Origin of the sequence: Loktanella sp. S4079 (assembly GCF_000967725.1) — a bacterium.
GTDB lineage: Bacteria > Pseudomonadota > Alphaproteobacteria > Rhodobacterales > Rhodobacteraceae > Yoonia.
Window position 1 is genome coordinate 61000 of sequence record NZ_JXYE01000001.1, and the last position, 16338, is coordinate 77337.

Sequence of the window (16338 nt, forward strand, 5' to 3'; positions counted from 1 at the left end):
ACCCGCGATCCGTTCTAATTCGTGCCGGAAGGATATCACGTGAACGCTATTGAACAGGCTCGTCAGGCCTATGCCCCGACACAGGTGTCAATCAAAACCGAAAGATCCGTAGAAGCGCAGCTCTTTAGTCAAGTTACCGCGCGTTTGCGCGCCGCGATGACCAGCAAAGCCGATGGATTCTCTAGAATCGCCAGCGCAGTGCACGAGAATCGCCGTATGTGGGCGACAATGGCTGCGGATGTCGCAAGCGAACATAACGGCCTGCCCCGCGAGCTTCGTGCGCAACTATTTTATCTCGCCGAATTTACAAACCTCCATAGCGCCCGCGTTCTACGCAAAGAAGCCGATCTAGATACATTGATCGAGATAAACACCGCTGTATTGCGCGGCCTAAATGGAAGAGGAGCAATTTGATGTCCGGATTAGTCCTAAAGCTGAACCCAAAAGAACGCGTCCTCGTAAACGGTGCCGTCATTGAAAATGGTGACCGACGTAGTCGGCTGTCTATTCTAACCCCAAATGCCAATATTCTACGCTTGCGCGATGCCATCCGCCCAGACGAAGTGAACACACCCGTGCGCCGTGTATGTTATATCGCACAACTGGTACTGTCGGGTGATGTCCCGGAAAATGATGCCCGTCATCAAATTATGCGGGGGATTGAACAACTTAGTCAGGCCTTGCGCGACGACGACAGTCGCCAACACCTGAACGCCGCCACCCACGCCGTTGAAAAAAACGATTTCTATAGATCACTTAAGTCGCTGCGCAATCTTCTACCACGAGAGGCCCGTCTGTTAGCGGCGCAGCAAGTATGACGTTCCAACCAATCCTACCGCTGACTGGCTACAGCGGATGGCGTTTCCTCGAAAACACGCTGGATAAGCAGCAAGAAGCTTTTGCCAGTAGCCAGCCTGTCGTTCGTGATACCGATTATTTTCGTGAGAATATTGGCTCTATCACAACCGCTGAAGACTTGGTCAACGACCGCCGGCTTCTATCAGTTGCTTTGGGGGCGTATGGTCTTGATGATGACATCAACAATCGGTTTTTCATCAAAAAGATCCTAGAAGACGGTACGACTGCCGACGACGCTCTTGCAAACCGGCTGGCTGACAATCGTTATGCCGATTTCAGTGAGGCATTCGGATTTGGCGACAATGCCATTCCAGCGACGCTTTCAGAAGGCTTTGCAGATAAAATTATCTCGCGATACGAGACCCGCCAATTCGCCCAGGCCGTCGGCGAACAAGACAATGATCTAAGGCTCGCACTAAACGTTGCGGACGGGGTTTCGGATATTCTCGACCGCAACAGCACCAATACCGGCCAATGGTATTCGATGATGGGAAACGCCCCAATGCGAAATGTTGTGCAAACCGCATTGGGATTACCGAGCAGTACGTCGAGCATTGATGTCGATCAACAGCTTGAAATTTATCAAGAACGCGCGAAGTCCGTGCTGGGAATTGATAGTTTCGCACAATTGGCCGAACCGGAAGCGCAAGAAAAGCTCATCCGCATGTTTCTCATTCGTTCAGACGCGGCCAATATGTCCGCGTCATCAGGCAGCTCAACAGCACTAACGCTCCTGCAATCTGTCCCACAGATTTATTAGATCGGCTTCGTGCCGCTCTTCATTGCTTGACGTAATTTTGAGAAATGCGCCAAGGTACCGCGTTGGTCCTTGATGGTCAGGAACGTTTCTAGCGCCGTGAAACATGCAATCGCGGCATCAACTGACTTGTCCGAACCTGCGGTGTACAACCCAGATTGCACCATGAGTTCTGCACGTTGATATGTACCCAAATGCGATCGTGCTTGGGCGATCAGCGCATTTTCTTGCGGGCTAGCTGCCTGAGGCAATGATCGTGAAACAGATTTGAGGACATCAATCGCGGGGAAGCGTCCCCTTTCTGCGATTTCTCTTTCTAGAACAACGTGGCCATCCAACACTCCGCGCAAAATGTCGGCTACGGGCTCGTCCATGTCAGATCCGGCAACAAGAACAGAAAAGACGGCGGTTATATCGCCTTCGTCACCCACTCCAGGTCCTGCCCGCTCGCAAAGTGCGGCAATCGCTGGCCCAGTCGAGGCAGGATACCCTCTAAGATTCGCAGTCTCTCCCGCGGCAACAGCGATTTCGCGATGCGCCTCGCAAAATCGAGTTACGGAATCGACCAGCAAGAGAACCTGCAATCCCATCTCACGAAAGTGCTCTGCCACAGCCATTGCCGACCACGCACAACGTCGCCGCACCTGCGGAGCACGCTCTGACGTTGCCGCAACAACCACCGCCTTTTTCATGCCGTCGATGCCCAGTACTTCATCGACAAAATGTCGTAGTTCGCGCCCGCGTTCACCGACCAGCGCGATGACCACGACGTCCGCCTCGACGCCGCGCGCAAGATCGGCCATCAGCGTCGACTTACCCACACCCGAACCAGCGAAAAGACCGATCCTCTGCCCCTGCACGATTGGAAGTAGCGTGTTGAACACCGCCAGCCCCGTTTCCAGACGTTGCCCCATTGGCCTACGCTGATGCGGGCTAGGTGGTTCTTGTCTGAGCCGTCGCGGCGTGACACCGGGCAGCAACGGACGACCATCTAACGGTCGGCCATCAGGGTCGATCACCCGCCCCATCCATGAAATATCAGGCGCAAACTTGGGCGCCGGTTCAAAGACAACACGATCCCCTAGGCAAACACCCTCCGACGCACCATCCAACAAGAGATGAATCCCATTTTGATCGAGCCGCACGATTTCCGCGTGAATCTCGTGACCTTCGCTCAGAACGCGCGCGCGGTCACCAACTTTGACAGAATCGACCTGTCCAGCGACCTGCACAGTGCCGCCATGCACACCGCTGACTCGACCAACATAATGAACAGAGCGTAAATTTTTCACCGCTGCTGTGGCCTGATCAAGGATATTCTGGGGCATTTGGTGCTCCTGCTGTTGCTTCACAAACCTCTTCTTAAGGAATCAGCCTTAATGCTTCGTTGAAACCAAACGAGGGAGAACCCCCGATGTATAAATCGTTGGAGATATTCCAAACCGCCAGTGCGATGGCCCGCAATGCCGGCGCACGACAGGCAGTCGTGGCACGCAACATCGCAAACGCAGATACGCCCGGATACAAGGCCCAAGAGGTCGCCAAATTCAGCGACGCGATGGATGCCCAATCCGCGAGGCTCCGCACAACACGGCCCGGACACATCACGCAATCGCCACAGGTTTCGTCAGGCAAAGTGACCACGACCGGTGAACCTTCGCCCAATGGTAACACCGTCGCTCTCGAGGATGAGTTGATGAAGTCGGTTGCGATTACCCGTGACCATGACAAGGCATTGGCCGTTTACCGTCATGCCATGACCGTGCTGCGCACCAGCCTTGGCAAACTTTAGGGGTCCCAGATGACTGATTTTGTTGATGCAATGTCTGTTGCGACAAGCGGGATGAAGGCGCAGGCCAATCGGTTGCGCCACGTCTCTGAAAATATCGCGAATACCGACACGCCGGGTTATCACCGTAAGACCATCTCGTTTCACGAAATGGTCGAAGCCGGAACAACACCCGGCGCGGTTGCGACGGGCCGCGTGCAGCTCGATCAGACAGCTTTGCCTCGGGTGTACGATCCGACGAACCCATTGGCCGACGAGACCGGTCACTATGACGGATCGAACGTAAATCTGTTGGTCGAGATTGCCGACGCCCGCGAGGCACAGCGAAGCTACGAGGCAAATCTGAAGATATTTGATCAAGTGCGGCAAATGTCGTCCGCGCTCATGGACCTGTTACGCAAATAAGGAGAATCCCGATGAATATCAGTTCAATCGTTGCGCAAAACTATGCCGCTAGCAAAACCGCCACCGCCCCCGAACCCGGCACCGGCGACAACGCCTTTGCGAACGCCGCGCAGAGCTTTATGGACACCATGAAGTCCAGCGAAAACACAGCGATGCAAGCGATGACAAGTGGCGCTGATCCTCATGCACTTGTCGAGGCCTTGGCGCAGACTGAACTTGCCGTGCAAACGGCTGTGACAGTGCGCGATCGTGTCGTTGAAGCCTACCAAGAAATCTTGCGGATGCCGATCTAATGACCGAAGCGCTGTTCTACGACACGCTTCGGCAAGGATTGTGGACAGCCTTTGCCGTTTCCATCCCAATCCTGACGGTGGCTCTGGTGTCCGGTCTCGTCGTGGGCCTGTTCCAAGCGCTCACATCCATTCAGGAAATGACCCTGACATTTGTGCCCAAACTTGCCGCGATCATAGGCACGTTTTGGATCACCATGAACTACATGTCTGAAACGCTCGTCAGCTTGTTTCACAACACACTGATCCCCCTGATCTCTGGAGGTTAACAAATGGATAATGCTTCATACGCGACGCTGACCCGACAAGCAGGCCTAATGACGGAAATGCAGGTCATCGCAAATAACATTGCGAACGCGTCGACCACCGGATTTCGTTCCGAAGAGGTAATGTTCTCTGAACATGTTAAGGCGCTCTCGGCAGATGCCGATTCACTTTCGATGGCGACCGCCAACGTCCGCGACACGGTTCAAACGCAAGGCAGCCTGACTCAAACTGGTGGTACCTTTGATCTTGCTATTGAGGGTGAGGGATTTTTTGTTGTTGAGACTCCGAACGGTCAACGCCTGACGCGTGCCGGCGCCTTTGGCCCGAACGAAAACGGTGATCTTGTCACCCCCGACGGGCATCCGGTTTTGGATGCTGGTGGAGCGCCCATTTTCGTCCCCCAAGGTGCTGGGACAATCGGAATCGGAGCGGATGGCACAATTAGTGTTGGGGCCCAGCCAGTCGGACAAATTGGGATTGTCCTACCGACAGACCCGAACCAAATGACACGTGAAACAGGTGTATTATTCAATGCACAAGGTGGATTTGAACCTGCACCGAACGGCCGCATGGTCCAAGGATTTCTAGAAGAATCCAACGTTAACCCAATCACTCAAATTAGCCGCATGATCGAAGTTCAGCGGGCCTATGAGATGGGACAGGGGTTCTTGGACAATGAACACGAACGCATCCGCGGCGTTATCAAATCCATCCGCTAAATTAGGAGAAAGCCATGCGAGCATTAGAAATCGCAGCTGCCGGAATGTCGGCGCAACAAACCCGAGTTGAGGTGATCTCGAACAACCTCGCGAATATGAGCACGACAGGTTACAACGCGCGCCGCGCTGAATTCGCCGATCTCCACTACCAACAAGTTGCTCGCCCCGGAACAATCAACGCCTCTGATGGCACCTCGCTTCCCACAGGGGTTCAGCTTGGGCTTGGTGTGCGGACTACGGCGGTTTCTGTCATGCTGTCACAGGGATCACTCACGCAAACGGGCGGCGACCTTGATCTTGCTATCGAAGGCGACGGTTACCTCGAGGTTACACTGCCCTCTGGGGTTTCCGCCTACACACGGGATGGCGGCCTAAAGCTGACAGGTGACGGGCAGGTGGTAACATCCGACGGCTACCCCGTTGTCCCCGACATTACGATTCCAAGTGATGCGCGTTCGATTTCGATCAACGCTGAGGGAGAGGTTTACGGATATTTTGACGATCAGGTGCAGCCACAGTTCTTGGGGCAGTTCACGATGGCCGGGTTTACCAACCCAAAGGGGCTGGAAGCGATCGGATCGAATTTATTCGTGGAAACGCCCGCCTCGGGCCCATCATTGGTCGGCACCCCGGGCGAGGATGGATTGGGGGCCTTGCGCCAAGGCTACCTCGAGAACAGCTCTGTTGATCCTGTACGTGAGGTGTCCGATCTGATTGCTGCCCAGCGCGGGTATGAACTGAACTCAAAAGTCATTACCGCAGCGGACCAAATGCTTAGCTCGATGGTTCAGGTACGATGATCCGGTTCTTTGCGCTCTTTTGCTGCATTGGTGTGTCAGCCAGTGCTGATACCGTATTGGCGGCGCGCACGATTCCGGCACAGTCGACAATAATGCCCGAGGACATATTGGTTAACAGCCGCACAATCCCCGGCGCCGTTTCCGATCCTGCGCAGATTATCGGAATGGAGGCACGTGTTGCCCTTTACGCGGGGCGCCCCATTCGAGAAGGCGATGTGGGCTTCCCCGCCGTAGTTGAGAGAAATCAGATTATCGCTCTGCATTACAATCAACATGGGCTGTCGATCACGACCGAAGGCCGCGCGTTGGGCCGCGCCGGGCCGGGCGACCGCATCCGCGTCATGAATATCAGTTCGCGTAGCACGGTTACTGCGCAAATCGGGGCGGATGGGGCAGGCTATGTCGCAAACTAAGGACAGCACATGCGTAAAATTCTAATCGTAATTGCGGCAGTGTCAGGCTGCACAACAACACCAATTGGACGTGCGCCCGCATTCACCCCCCAAGAGACAACTGTAGAGCGCGAGGCGATGTTTAATCCCAGCTTTCCTGAACCTGTGCTTAGCACGATGCTGGGACCGTCTTCGCAGGCCTCGCTATGGACGGGCGAACGCGGATCGCTCTTGGGCGATCGGCGTGCCATGCAACGTGGCGATATCATGACAGTCGTGATCGAAATTGACGATAGCGCCGAGATTTCAAACTCTTCCGCGCGCTCACGATCTCAATCGCAGCAGGCAGGCATGCCTCAACTCTTGGGCCTACCGCAGCGGATCGACCGCAGATTGCCCGAGGGCGCATCAGCAGCAGCATTTGTAGATCTCAGCTCAGACAGCAGTTCGTCTGGCGATGGCTCTGTGCGTCGGAATGAAAAACTCACTTTGCGGGTCGCTGTGACGATCACCGACGTGCTTCCCAATGGGGTTCTTGCGATCACGGGGCAACAAGAAGTCCGCGTGAACTACGAGCTGCGCGAATTGATCATCACGGGCTACGTTCGCCCCGAAGACATCACTCGTCAGAATGAAATCACTTACGACAAGATCGCTTCGGCCCGTATTTCCTACGGCGGGCGCGGGCAAATCACCGATATGCAACAACCCAGATACGGTCATCAGGTGCTCGAAAGCACGCTGCCGTTCTGATCAGTCCGAACCGGAGATCATATGAAAAATCTACTGCTTCCCCTTCTCCTTCTGCTTGTCGGAACTGGCAGCGGCGTTGGCGCTGGGCTGATGCTCATGCCCGAAGAAGAAACCCTTCTTACTGATGGAAACCCCTGTGGCGAAATAACCGAGACCACCCACGCCCCAGTAGAAGAAATCAGCCTCGAACGTGAATACGCGAAACTGAATAATCAATTTGTCATTCCTGTGGTTGAGGACGGCTTAGTCGCCGCACTGGTTGTCACGTCGATTAGCCTTGAAGTCACAACGAACAACACATCCGTCGTTCATACCGCAGAACCGAAATTACGCGACGCATTTTTGCAGGTGATGTTCGATCACGCAAATATTGGTGGTTTTTCAGGGAATTTCACAACGGGAACAAACATGCGCGCGTTACGCAATGAACTTCTCCAATCCGCGCAACAGATCGCCGGCGAAGTTGTGACCGATGTGTTGATTACTGACATCGTCCGTCAGGATTCGTAATACTGCTTTCGTTGGTTGGTTAGCTTCTGTCGTTCCTGCAGCTTTTCAACCAACTTTTGAGCCGCCTGATCCCGACCGAAAACGCTGCGCAGTTTTGCTGCGCAGTTTTCTTTTTGCGCAAGGATTTGCGCCAGTTCCGTGTTGATTACAGATTTTCGCTGGTCCACCCATCGTTGCCAGCGTAGATGCACCGCCGGTGTAGCAACGAATTCAGTCGTCGCCGAAGCTGGCGGTTGCGCTTCTTGCCGCTGCTGTAACTGGATGAGATTTTGCCTTAACCGCGCTTCGCCTTGCACAAGCCGCGCCATCTCTGCCTGGACGTAACCTAATTCTACTGCTGTTAATTTAGCCAGCGCCTGCGCTTGGGCGACTTTCTTCATGATCTGTATACCTTAGTGCGCATTTTCTCAGCAAACCGAATAGCAGCCGCCACTGCGCGATAATGCTCTGGTGCGATGACCTGACCGATTTCGACACCCGCGTGCAGCACCCGCGCTGTCGGCGGATCAGAATGCACAGGAACCCCATGTTCAAAGGCCAATTCGCGGATCTTGGCGGCAACCTCATCAACGCCCTTCGCAACGCAGGTTGGCGCGTTTCCTGAATTGCGATCCCACTTCAAAGCAACTGCATAGTGGGTCGGATTAACAATGATAACATCAGCGGTTGGCACATCCGTCAGCATCTTGTTCATTGCAATCGCCTGTCCCTTCATACGGCGCTGCTGCTTCATCATTGGGTCGCCTTCTGACTCCTTATGCTCATCCGTCATTTCCTTCCGGCTCATCCGGTTTTTGCGCATAAACTCAGCCCGCTGCCACAAATAGTCTATCCCTCCAAGAATTGCCGCAATCACTGCGACGATAAACATGAGATGGATCATCAACTGGCCAAGTTCCGACACCACACGCGCAGGCGGATGATACAGACTGCCGACAATGCGATCGGATTGTGCTGATAAGAACAGCCCCAACACGATGCAATAAATCAATAGTTTGGCGAAACTTTTGACGAATTCAAACAAGCCTTGGCGACCAAACTTGTTCTTTAGTCCTGATATCATTGAGATTCTGGATAGCTTCGGCGCAAGCTTTGAACCTGTCACCACGAATGCCCGCTGGGCAATAACCGCCAAGAGGGCGCAAAGCGCGGGGCCCGCGAACCAAGGTAAACTATTCAGAAAGACCGAACTCATGAGGTTGCGCTGCACGGCGACACCTGAACCGTCAAACATTAGTTGGCTCAGCGAGTCCGCACGCCCCAGCATCACGGCAAGCACTTCCGCCAAACTCGTGAGCGCAGACGAGCCAAATGTAATCCCCACCAGCAAGAACCCCGCATATCCCGCAGCAGTGGTCAGATCCGCGGATTTTACCAGTTCCCCTTTTTTGCGCGCATCATCGAGCTTTTTCTGGCTCGCTTCAAATTGCTTGTCGCTCTCGTCCCCTTGTTCGCTCATGGGATCGGACCGAACGGTGCGTCCATGAAGCCAACAAATGAACTATGCCAAACGCGCAGCATGATCGGCGCTGTGATCAACAACAAAAGCATGCCGCCAGCGGTAATTGCCGGGGCCCCAACAAATGACACCATGAGCTGTGGCATCGCCCGATTGATGACGCCCAGAACAACGTTGTACACCAACGAAGCAAGGAGGAACGGTGCAGCGAGCGAGAACGCAAGCTCGAAACAACGCCGCACTTCAGTCACCCCTAAGTTGGAGACGATTTCACTATTCATCAATGTTCCAATCGGAACCAGAGTATAGCTGTGCAACATGTAACCCGCCGCCTGGACATGAAGGCCTGATAACATTGCCAATGCCGCGCCCCCCAACACGAGAACATGACCAATTGCTGGCTGTGGATCAGCACCCGCGCTGCCACCAAAAATCTGAGAAAGCGAGGTCGCTTGTGCCGCGATCGAACCTGCAATTTGAAGCGCAAAGACAAATAATCGCAAACACATCCCAAAGAACGCACCAGATAGAATTTCAGGTGCGCTCAGGCGGAACGCCGATAGCAGCGTTTCCGGAATCATAGGCACGCTATCGGAAACTGAAGGCGCGACGACCAACGTAAACATAAGTGCCAATCCCAGACGCACCCGCATCGGTATCGATTGATATCCAAATGCCGGGAGTAGTGCCATCAACGCACTAATCCTTAGGAAAACGACAAATCCCGCCCAGATCATTACCTGCGATACGGTTAACAATGACCGTAATTCTTCGATCATGCGGAAACGAGACCAACGAGCGCGGGCCGCGCATCGATGCCAATTTCTTCGAACGACAAGACCGGATTCAGGATGCCCTTTGCTGCCATAACCGTTCGCAAAAACCTGCGCCGTCGCGTTGAGGTCACAACTGCTGCATATGCACCGGACGCAGCCGCCTGCCCGAGTTTTTCAGCGATACCTTCAGCAAGTTGGTTAAAGTTGTCAGGGGGAAGCGCAACATCGCCGCCGCCTCGCTCTGAGCGAATCTCGTAAGTCGTAAAGGTCTCTTCCCATTCCGGTGCGAGTTGCACCAGAGGGATCGTCCCATCGGGCCGCCGCATTTCCGCGACCAACTGGAAACCCAGCGACTGCCGTACATGCTCTGTGATGCCTTCGGTAGTCGGGTGCAATGGGCGTGCTTCCGAGATGGACTCAATGATCAATGGCAAATTTCTGATCGACACGCGCTCTTCAAGCAGCAGGCGCAAGACGGACAACAATAGATCGAACGGCACTTTGTCTGGGATCAGCTCATCTAGCATTTTACGATTAGCTTCAGCCCTTTGCGGATCGCTTAGGTTCGCCATTTCATCAAGCCTTCTCCGCAAGGCCTTGAAAGTCAGCAACCGGGGAAAGTTTCGTTTGACGACCTCAAGCAAATGCGTGGCCAGAACCTCTGCCGGTTGCACAGTTGTTAAACCTGCAAGTGCGGCCTCCTCTTGGTCTGCGGGCAAGATCCATTTTGCCGGGGCGCCATAAACCGGCTCATTAACGGTTTCACCTTGCAGCTCAATGGTGGGGGCATCGTTCATCAACGCAAGAATATGATCGGCCCGAAGTGTATCTCTAACCTGCTCTACGCCCTGAACGTGCACAACATAGCACCCGGATGGTAGAGCAGCATTATCCGTCAATCGAATTTCGGGAAGCAAAACACCGAATGACGTTGCCACATGGCTACGCATGTTTGTAATCCGCGCATCCAGACCCGTCCCGGGATCCAGCACCATATCAACGAGATCTGGGGCGAATTCGACATGCACATCATCTAAATCCAGAATATCACCCAAGGACGCTGGCGCCGGTTTTTGTTCATCTACCGTGGGCGCAGTTTGCGCATTCTCTGCTTTCTTGCGGATCGCGTTGCGCATTGCGAACGCGCAGAAGCCAAGCGTTATTGCCCCCAAAATAAACGGCACAAATGGCATCCCCGGCACCAACGCGAACAACCCCATCAACACTGCAACGGTCCCTAGCGCCGCCGGATGTCGGCCCAATTCCGAAACAATGGCTAGGTCCGTTGATCCTCTCGCCCCTCCGCGCGCCAAAAGCAATGCTGAAGCAATCGAAATGATGACAGCCGGTATCTGCGACACCAAGCCATCACCAACTGTCAAAATTGCATATGTTTCAAATGCCTGCCCGACAGGCATACCGTTAACGGCGACGCCAATGACAAGCCCCATCACCAAATTTAGCGCTGTAATCAAGAGCCCCGCGACAGCGTCACCTTTTACGAATTTTGATGCGCCATCAAGCGAGCCAAAAAATGTCGTTTCAGCCTGTTCTCTTTCGCGGCGGGCCTTGGCCTCTTGGTGGTCGATCACGCCCGCTGACATATCGCTATCAATTGCGAGCTGTTTTCCGGGCATCGCGTCAAGTGCAAAACGCGCACCGACCTCGGCCATTCGCGTCGCACCCTTGTTGATAACCACGAAATTCACGATCAGAAGGACGCAAAACACGACCAGCCCCAGGACGACATTCCCACCCATTACGAACATCGCAAAGCCTTCGATCACATCGCCTGCCGCACCCGTTCCCGTGTGGCCCTGCCCAATGATCAGCTTGGTGGACGATACATTTAACGACAACCGCAACATCAATGAGGCCAGCAGCACAGTCGGAAAGACCGAAAAGTCGAGGGGGCGCTCGATAAAGAGCGTAACCGTGAACATCAAGATTGCGAGTGCAAAGGAGGCAGCCAGGCCAAGATCGAGAACCCACGCAGGCACCGGCAAAATCATCATCACAATGACCGCCATCAACGCCAATGCGAGAATGATCGTGGGCTGAAAAAGTTTTCGCATGTTTAGCATATGCTTCCCCATCGCTCTTCAACGCGTCGACTTTTCAGCTGGTCAAGGATCACAGTAATGCACACGGGGTTTCACCTGCTCAAAGAATTCTCTTCAGTGTTGGTGAGGTTAACGCAAAACTGGTTTACAAGTCGTAACCAAGGATCGAAGGGCTTGAATTGCTCAAGAGCCCGAGCCGTCAACGAGACTAGAAATATACGCGCGCATCTCAGAAGACTGACTAATCAGTTCATGCGCAGAGGTAAGTGGTGCTTGACTGAGATCGAGTTCAACTCGCTCAATGCGCCCTTGCTCTTGTGTCGCCAGCTCGATTTCTTGCTTTTCATCAATGCGCCTTACGCCGAAATTCTCAGCGCGATCTGCAAACCCAAGATTCAAAAGCCGATCACCAATGGCGTTGATAGTTTCAGATGAAAACCGATCAGCGCCATACTCAAAGGCGAACTGCAGGAACGCGCCATCTGCCATCTCAGCCGTCGCTTTGGCAGCAAAAGTGGACCAAAGTACCTGCTCACCCGGACTTGTCTCTGATTCAAGCAAGGTGAGCGCACCATCAAAATTGCTCTGAGCAAGGTAGGCGTTGAATTGCGCTTCGAAAAGTTCGTGAGCCGCACTTGTCCCAGCGTTTTCAAATCTAAGTACGTCAGCCAGCAAAAAGTCACCATCAGTCGCAACGCTACCTTCGCGCTCTACCGTATCATTCAAGAATGCGGTCATCGCATCTGGTGCAACACGGTAACTATCGCGTGCTAAACCTGTCACAATGGTGGTTGCCGCCTCGTCTTCTTGCAAGTGCGTGAAAAGCTTCGCTTCGGCAATTGCATCCTCGGTTGTTTGCATAGATTGAGGCAAAAATTGGAGTGCCGCGTCTTCATCGCCAAGTGCAATAAATTGTTCCGCAAGGCGAGCACCCAACAGCGACTGCAAATGCGTTGGCAATGATTTGAAGTTTGCGAGTATGCTATCGCGATGAACAAGACTGTCCTGCGCCCGCCCCTCTGAACTAAGCATCGCCCACAACGCTACAAGCGACGGGCAACTGACGTGCTCAGCGAAAACCGCCTGATCTGTCGGTTGATGATCTAGTATGCTTGCCAGCTGGTCGAGAATGAACCGTTCTTGCGAATTCTGCTGTGACAACAACAAAGTACTCTGCGCCTCTGCCCCAAATCCAAAATAAATCTGGGTCCGCACGAGTTGAAGAAGGCCGTCTTCGTCTATTGTCCCGATATCGCGAATAACGGCACGCCTGCTCTCTCCCAGCTGTTGCGAGAAAGAGCGATCATCACCCCAGCTTGCGATATCAAATAGCTCGTCTGGAAGACATACTGCTCCCGTTTGTGTGCTCGCCCTTTGAGGACCGAACGGTTGGGAAATAGGATCAAGGTTTGAGTGTGCAGCAACCCCAGGCAATATATGATCGGCACCAGCACTGATTGAGAACGCGGTCATAGAGGCGCTTAAAGGAGCCTCATCAAGAGTTCCACGGGTCAATCCTTGCGCTAGACCGCTTGTTATTGCCTCTTCGATCTCGGCCAAATCGTGAGTATTCCGTGGGGGTATAATCTCAACTTCGGTTAAAACTGTTTCGGGCGCCGGAACACCTGTCGGGTCAGGATCTGAGAGGGCCGTGAAGAGTGGAAGAATGTTGTTTTCAGGCAGAGAATACGACGTAACCCTCTGATCAAAAGCAGTAATTGGCATTTCAAAAGGTGAAGAGAGGTCTGGCTCCCCATCGCGAATGTCGATCACCAAGACCCGATCGCGGGCCATGAAAGCATCTGCGTGGCAATTACACGGTACATCAAATTCAAGACTGCTATCACTGATCTGCTTAACGGCTGCAGCACGCGTATTCGGGATCAAATCGTAAAACCGACGCAGATCAAACCCATCTGACAGCGACGTATTTAGGCGATAACCCGATGGCGTTCTGCCCAATTCCCAGTTGGTTCCCGCCGGTATCGACAAGACAATGCGTGTAAAATCGGGATGTTCGCCCGTTTGAATCGGCACCGGGCGTGCAATTGCTGCCGGTGCAGATGTCAGCAGCACGAAAGCAATGAGTATCCGTATCATGCTGCGCTCTGCTTCACTGCTTTCAGTGCTTCTTCCATATCTGAAAAAGTTGGTCGGACAGAACCGGGCATGTTTTGCCTGCCGACCTCGATGCAAATATTGGGTGCGTGAGCATACAGATTTGCAACAAGCACTTCGCGAATAAGTTGATGGAAATTGGCATCCTCTTCGATGACGGCCTTTACCTTAGTTGAGAATGGCGCGACCAGTCCATAGGCAAGAAACACCCCCAAGAACGTCCCAACAAGCGCCCCGCCGATCAGCTTACCCAGCACTTCTGGTGGTTGATCAATGGAGCCCATGGTCTTGATCACACCCAACACGGCAGCGACGATACCAAGTGCGGGCAAACCATCCGCAACCGTCTGTAAGGCATGTGTCGAATGCAAGTTATGATGCAAGGTGGCTTCGATCCGCTTTTCCAGAACCTCTTCCACCTGATGCGGGTCATCATAATTCATTGATGCCGACCGCAACGTATCACAAATCAGAGCGACAGATTCTTTGTCACCCTGAATCTTGGGATATTTTCCAAATATATCGGACGTCTCTGGTGCCTCGATATGCGCCTCAAGAGCAACGGGGCTTGAGCGGGCGACCCGGATCAGTTCAAACATCAAGCACAGCACATCACTATAGTCTTGTGCCTTCCACTTGGGCCCTTTGAAAACCTTTCCGATATCATTGAGCGTATGCTTGATCGCAGCGCCATCATTACTGATCGTAAATGCACCTACGGCCGCACCGCCAATCATAATCATCTCAAACGGAAGCGATTTGAGAATAATGGCCATTTTTCCACCCGCGAGCAGGTAACCACCAAATACCGTTACAAAGACCAGCACGACGCCGATTAAGCCAACCATCTAGGTTTATCCTCTTGCTTGAGCTATCAATGGATTTCGAATCTTACTTTACCGTCAATGTGTTAACGATCAGTCAGTGGGCACCGTTGCATTTCGTCCTGCAAGAACCACGCTAAAGGAATAGGCAACATCAGGTTCAAGCTCCGACATAATAAGCGCCGCTGAATCAGGGCGCATCAAACCAAGAAAGCCGGCGGCAAACCCCGGAGACATTTCCGTGAAAAGCGCGGCTGCCTCTTTGGGCTTCATGTTTTCGTACACCGTCGTTAGTCGAGCGAGATCTGTTTCCGCCGCACTGTCCGCCTGCGCAATTGTCGCGCTAAGGCTTTCTTCTGCGGCGATCAAAGAGGCTAGTTTTTCTTCAATTTGAGTTTCCGCAACATGCAGGGCGTTCAAACGTTCCTCTAGCTGCGTTTCACGTTCTTCGACCGCTTCCTCGCGGGCGCGCAGCGCTGCGAACAGTGGACCAGGATCATCTGCTTGCGTCGGGTTCATATTCACCTGTTCGGCGGATTCATGTGTGATCTCCGCCATGGCGGGGCCAGCTGCGGCCACTGTCCGAACAACGGCTGATGAAACAAGCAGGGCAATAATCACGTGCAACGTACCGCCCGATCGTGCCTTTCTACTCACTGGTTACCCTCCGGTCCTGATGGGCGTCGCACGAAAAATGGGCTTTCAGATGGCTTTGCCGGGGACGCTGGCTCGGGTAGGTCGTGCAATGAAGCGACCAATAAAGACAAACGCTGTCCGGCGGATTCTGCGCGTGCGCTAACGCTATCAAGTGCCTCGACAGATGATTTCGCCGTTGTCTGCGCCTGCGTTAGTGTTTTGGTTAGATCATCGACCTGCGCCGACAGAACGGCAACCGCACCACCCACACCTTTTTCGAGATCGGTAAATCGCCGCAGCCGACGCGACAGAACAAAACAATAAAACCCAGCTGCAAGAGCCCCGGCAATCAAGAACACATCAGCAATCATTGTCATTGCATTTCCTTAGCTTAGCACAAATTCCATAATGAGAAGATCACGCACGCGGCCCTCGCCCGTGACAATTTGAATGCGCCGCAGCATCTGCGCGCGCAGCCTAATCAGGGCAGCAGGATCTTCGAGCTGCGCGACCTCAACTGCTCGCAGGTAGCCGTTCAGCACATCCACGATACGCGGCTTCACCGCTTCCACCTCGTTCGCGAATTCAGGGACCACCTCTAACTGCGCGGAAAATCTCAGGTGATCGCGTCCACCTTCACGCGCGAGCGAGACAATCAGCGGATCAAGGGGCACGAAACTGAGCTTCGGCGAATCGGACACTGCTGCGATTTGAGCGTGATCTTCCACCGGTCCTGCCCCGCCAATCACGCCTGACTGCACTGCAAAAAAACCACCCCCACCACCAAGTAATGCAAGGGCCAAGCCAATCATCAGAGGCTTCTTTGAACTCTTTTTGGGTGTCTGAGGTTCGTCCGACATCGCGCAATCCTTTTCGTCGCTTGATGGAACATTTCATAAACTCAGAAGCCCTAACCGATTGT

22 protein-coding genes are annotated in these 16338 nt (G+C 53.6%); 12 read left to right on the forward strand and 10 right to left on the reverse strand.

The features are described from left to right. Positions 1 to 39: 39 nt before the first annotated feature. Genes flaF through TW80_RS00340 form a run of 3 tightly spaced genes read left to right on the forward strand, consistent with a single transcriptional unit; the run spans position 40 to position 1618 of the window. The gene (flaF, locus tag TW80_RS00330) at positions 40 to 414 is read left to right on the forward strand and encodes a flagellar biosynthesis regulator FlaF (protein ID WP_045995508.1); all 375 of its coding nucleotides are present in this window, start codon (positions 40 to 42) and stop codon (positions 412 to 414) included. After that, positions 414 to 818, forward strand: a complete 405-nt coding sequence (gene flbT / locus TW80_RS00335; protein ID WP_045995377.1) for a flagellar biosynthesis repressor FlbT — start codon at positions 414 to 416, stop codon at positions 816 to 818. The genes flaF and flbT overlap by 1 nt, the downstream gene beginning before the upstream one ends. Further along, positions 815 to 1618 carry a DUF1217 domain-containing protein gene (locus TW80_RS00340; RefSeq protein WP_045995378.1) on the forward strand — a complete coding sequence of 268 codons (804 nt, stop codon included), beginning with the start codon at positions 815 to 817 and terminating at the stop codon, positions 1616 to 1618. Before flbT ends, TW80_RS00340 begins: the two co-directional genes overlap by 4 nt. Here TW80_RS00340 and TW80_RS00345 read toward each other — a convergent pair. Beyond that, positions 1615 to 2943, reverse strand: a complete 1329-nt coding sequence (locus TW80_RS00345; RefSeq protein WP_084625686.1) for a FliI/YscN family ATPase — start codon at positions 2941 to 2943, stop codon at positions 1615 to 1617. The two genes, TW80_RS00340 and TW80_RS00345, sit on opposite strands and share 4 nt — an antisense overlap. Positions 2944 to 3029: 86 nt before the next feature. On the opposite strand from TW80_RS00345, the gene TW80_RS00350 reads away from it, so the two are divergent. From TW80_RS00350 to TW80_RS00390, 9 genes are read left to right on the forward strand one after another with little or no spacing between them, the layout of a single operon-like run. Next, a complete protein-coding gene (locus TW80_RS00350; protein ID WP_045995379.1) occupies positions 3030 to 3407 on the forward strand; it encodes a FlgB family protein in 378 nt (125 codons plus the stop codon). A gap of 9 nt (positions 3408 to 3416) precedes the next feature. Beyond that, entirely contained in the window at positions 3417 to 3809 is a 393-nt protein-coding gene (flgC, locus tag TW80_RS00355; RefSeq protein WP_045995380.1) for a flagellar basal body rod protein FlgC, read from the forward strand. An 11-nt stretch (positions 3810 to 3820) separates the two neighbouring features. Continuing rightward, positions 3821 to 4102 (forward strand): flagellar hook-basal body complex protein FliE, encoded by a 282-nt coding sequence (gene fliE / locus TW80_RS00360; RefSeq protein ID WP_045995381.1) that lies wholly within the window; start codon positions 3821 to 3823, stop codon positions 4100 to 4102. Next, positions 4102 to 4368: a flagellar biosynthetic protein FliQ gene (locus TW80_RS00365; protein WP_045995382.1), complete on the forward strand. Its 267-nt coding sequence runs from the start codon at positions 4102 to 4104 to the stop codon at positions 4366 to 4368. The genes fliE and TW80_RS00365 overlap by 1 nt, the downstream gene beginning before the upstream one ends. A 3-nt stretch (positions 4369 to 4371) precedes the next feature. After that, on the forward strand, positions 4372 to 5085 hold the full coding sequence (locus TW80_RS00370) for a flagellar hook-basal body complex protein (RefSeq protein WP_045995383.1): 714 nt from the start codon (positions 4372 to 4374) through the stop codon (positions 5083 to 5085). A 14-nt stretch (positions 5086 to 5099) separates the two neighbouring features. Further along, positions 5100 to 5885 carry a flagellar basal-body rod protein FlgG gene (gene flgG / locus TW80_RS00375; protein ID WP_045995384.1) on the forward strand — a complete coding sequence of 262 codons (786 nt, stop codon included), beginning with the start codon at positions 5100 to 5102 and terminating at the stop codon, positions 5883 to 5885. Then, complete coding sequence (flgA, locus tag TW80_RS00380; RefSeq protein ID WP_045995385.1) at positions 5882 to 6298, forward strand: flagellar basal body P-ring formation chaperone FlgA; 417 nt, start codon at positions 5882 to 5884, stop codon at positions 6296 to 6298. The genes flgG and flgA overlap by 4 nt, the downstream gene beginning before the upstream one ends. Positions 6299 to 6307: 9 nt before the next feature. Then, on the forward strand, positions 6308 to 7030 hold the full coding sequence (gene flgH / locus TW80_RS00385; protein WP_045995386.1) for a flagellar basal body L-ring protein FlgH: 723 nt from the start codon (positions 6308 to 6310) through the stop codon (positions 7028 to 7030). 21 nt (positions 7031 to 7051) lie between these two features. After that, positions 7052 to 7540: a flagellar basal body-associated FliL family protein gene (locus TW80_RS00390; RefSeq protein WP_045995387.1), complete on the forward strand. Its 489-nt coding sequence runs from the start codon at positions 7052 to 7054 to the stop codon at positions 7538 to 7540. On the opposite strand, the gene TW80_RS00395 is transcribed toward TW80_RS00390, so the two are convergent. From TW80_RS00395 to TW80_RS00435, 9 genes are all read right to left on the reverse strand, one after another. Beyond that, complete coding sequence (locus tag TW80_RS00395; protein WP_045995388.1) at positions 7528 to 7920, reverse strand: hypothetical protein; 393 nt, start codon at positions 7918 to 7920, stop codon at positions 7528 to 7530. The genes TW80_RS00390 and TW80_RS00395 overlap by 13 nt on opposite strands. Further along, positions 7917 to 8999, reverse strand: coding sequence for an EscU/YscU/HrcU family type III secretion system export apparatus switch protein (locus TW80_RS00400; RefSeq protein WP_045995389.1), 1083 nt, complete (start codon positions 8997 to 8999; stop codon positions 7917 to 7919). Before TW80_RS00400 ends, TW80_RS00395 begins: the two co-directional genes overlap by 4 nt. Continuing rightward, entirely contained in the window at positions 8996 to 9691 is a 696-nt protein-coding gene (locus tag TW80_RS00405) for a flagellar biosynthetic protein FliR (RefSeq protein WP_446720125.1), read from the reverse strand. The genes TW80_RS00400 and TW80_RS00405 overlap by 4 nt, the downstream gene beginning before the upstream one ends. 83 nt (positions 9692 to 9774) lie before the next feature. After that, positions 9775 to 11859 carry a flagellar biosynthesis protein FlhA gene (gene flhA, locus TW80_RS00410; RefSeq protein ID WP_045995510.1) on the reverse strand — a complete coding sequence of 695 codons (2085 nt, stop codon included), beginning with the start codon at positions 11857 to 11859 and terminating at the stop codon, positions 9775 to 9777. Positions 11860 to 12021: 162 nt separating this feature from the next. Further along, positions 12022 to 13938, reverse strand: a complete 1917-nt coding sequence (locus TW80_RS00415) for a hypothetical protein (RefSeq protein ID WP_045995391.1) — start codon at positions 13936 to 13938, stop codon at positions 12022 to 12024. Further along, on the reverse strand, positions 13935 to 14804 hold the full coding sequence (motA, locus tag TW80_RS00420; RefSeq protein WP_045995392.1) for a flagellar motor stator protein MotA: 870 nt from the start codon (positions 14802 to 14804) through the stop codon (positions 13935 to 13937). Before motA ends, TW80_RS00415 begins: the two co-directional genes overlap by 4 nt. A 69-nt stretch (positions 14805 to 14873) precedes the next feature. After that, positions 14874 to 15437, reverse strand: a complete 564-nt coding sequence (locus TW80_RS00425) for a MotE family protein (protein ID WP_045995393.1) — start codon at positions 15435 to 15437, stop codon at positions 14874 to 14876. Then, positions 15434 to 15793 carry a hypothetical protein gene (locus tag TW80_RS00430; RefSeq protein ID WP_045995394.1) on the reverse strand — a complete coding sequence of 120 codons (360 nt, stop codon included), beginning with the start codon at positions 15791 to 15793 and terminating at the stop codon, positions 15434 to 15436. The genes TW80_RS00425 and TW80_RS00430 overlap by 4 nt, the downstream gene beginning before the upstream one ends. 9 nt (positions 15794 to 15802) lie before the next feature. Next, positions 15803 to 16276 carry a flagellar basal body-associated FliL family protein gene (locus TW80_RS00435; RefSeq protein WP_045995395.1) on the reverse strand — a complete coding sequence of 158 codons (474 nt, stop codon included), beginning with the start codon at positions 16274 to 16276 and terminating at the stop codon, positions 15803 to 15805. Positions 16277 to 16338: the final 62 nt, after the last annotated feature.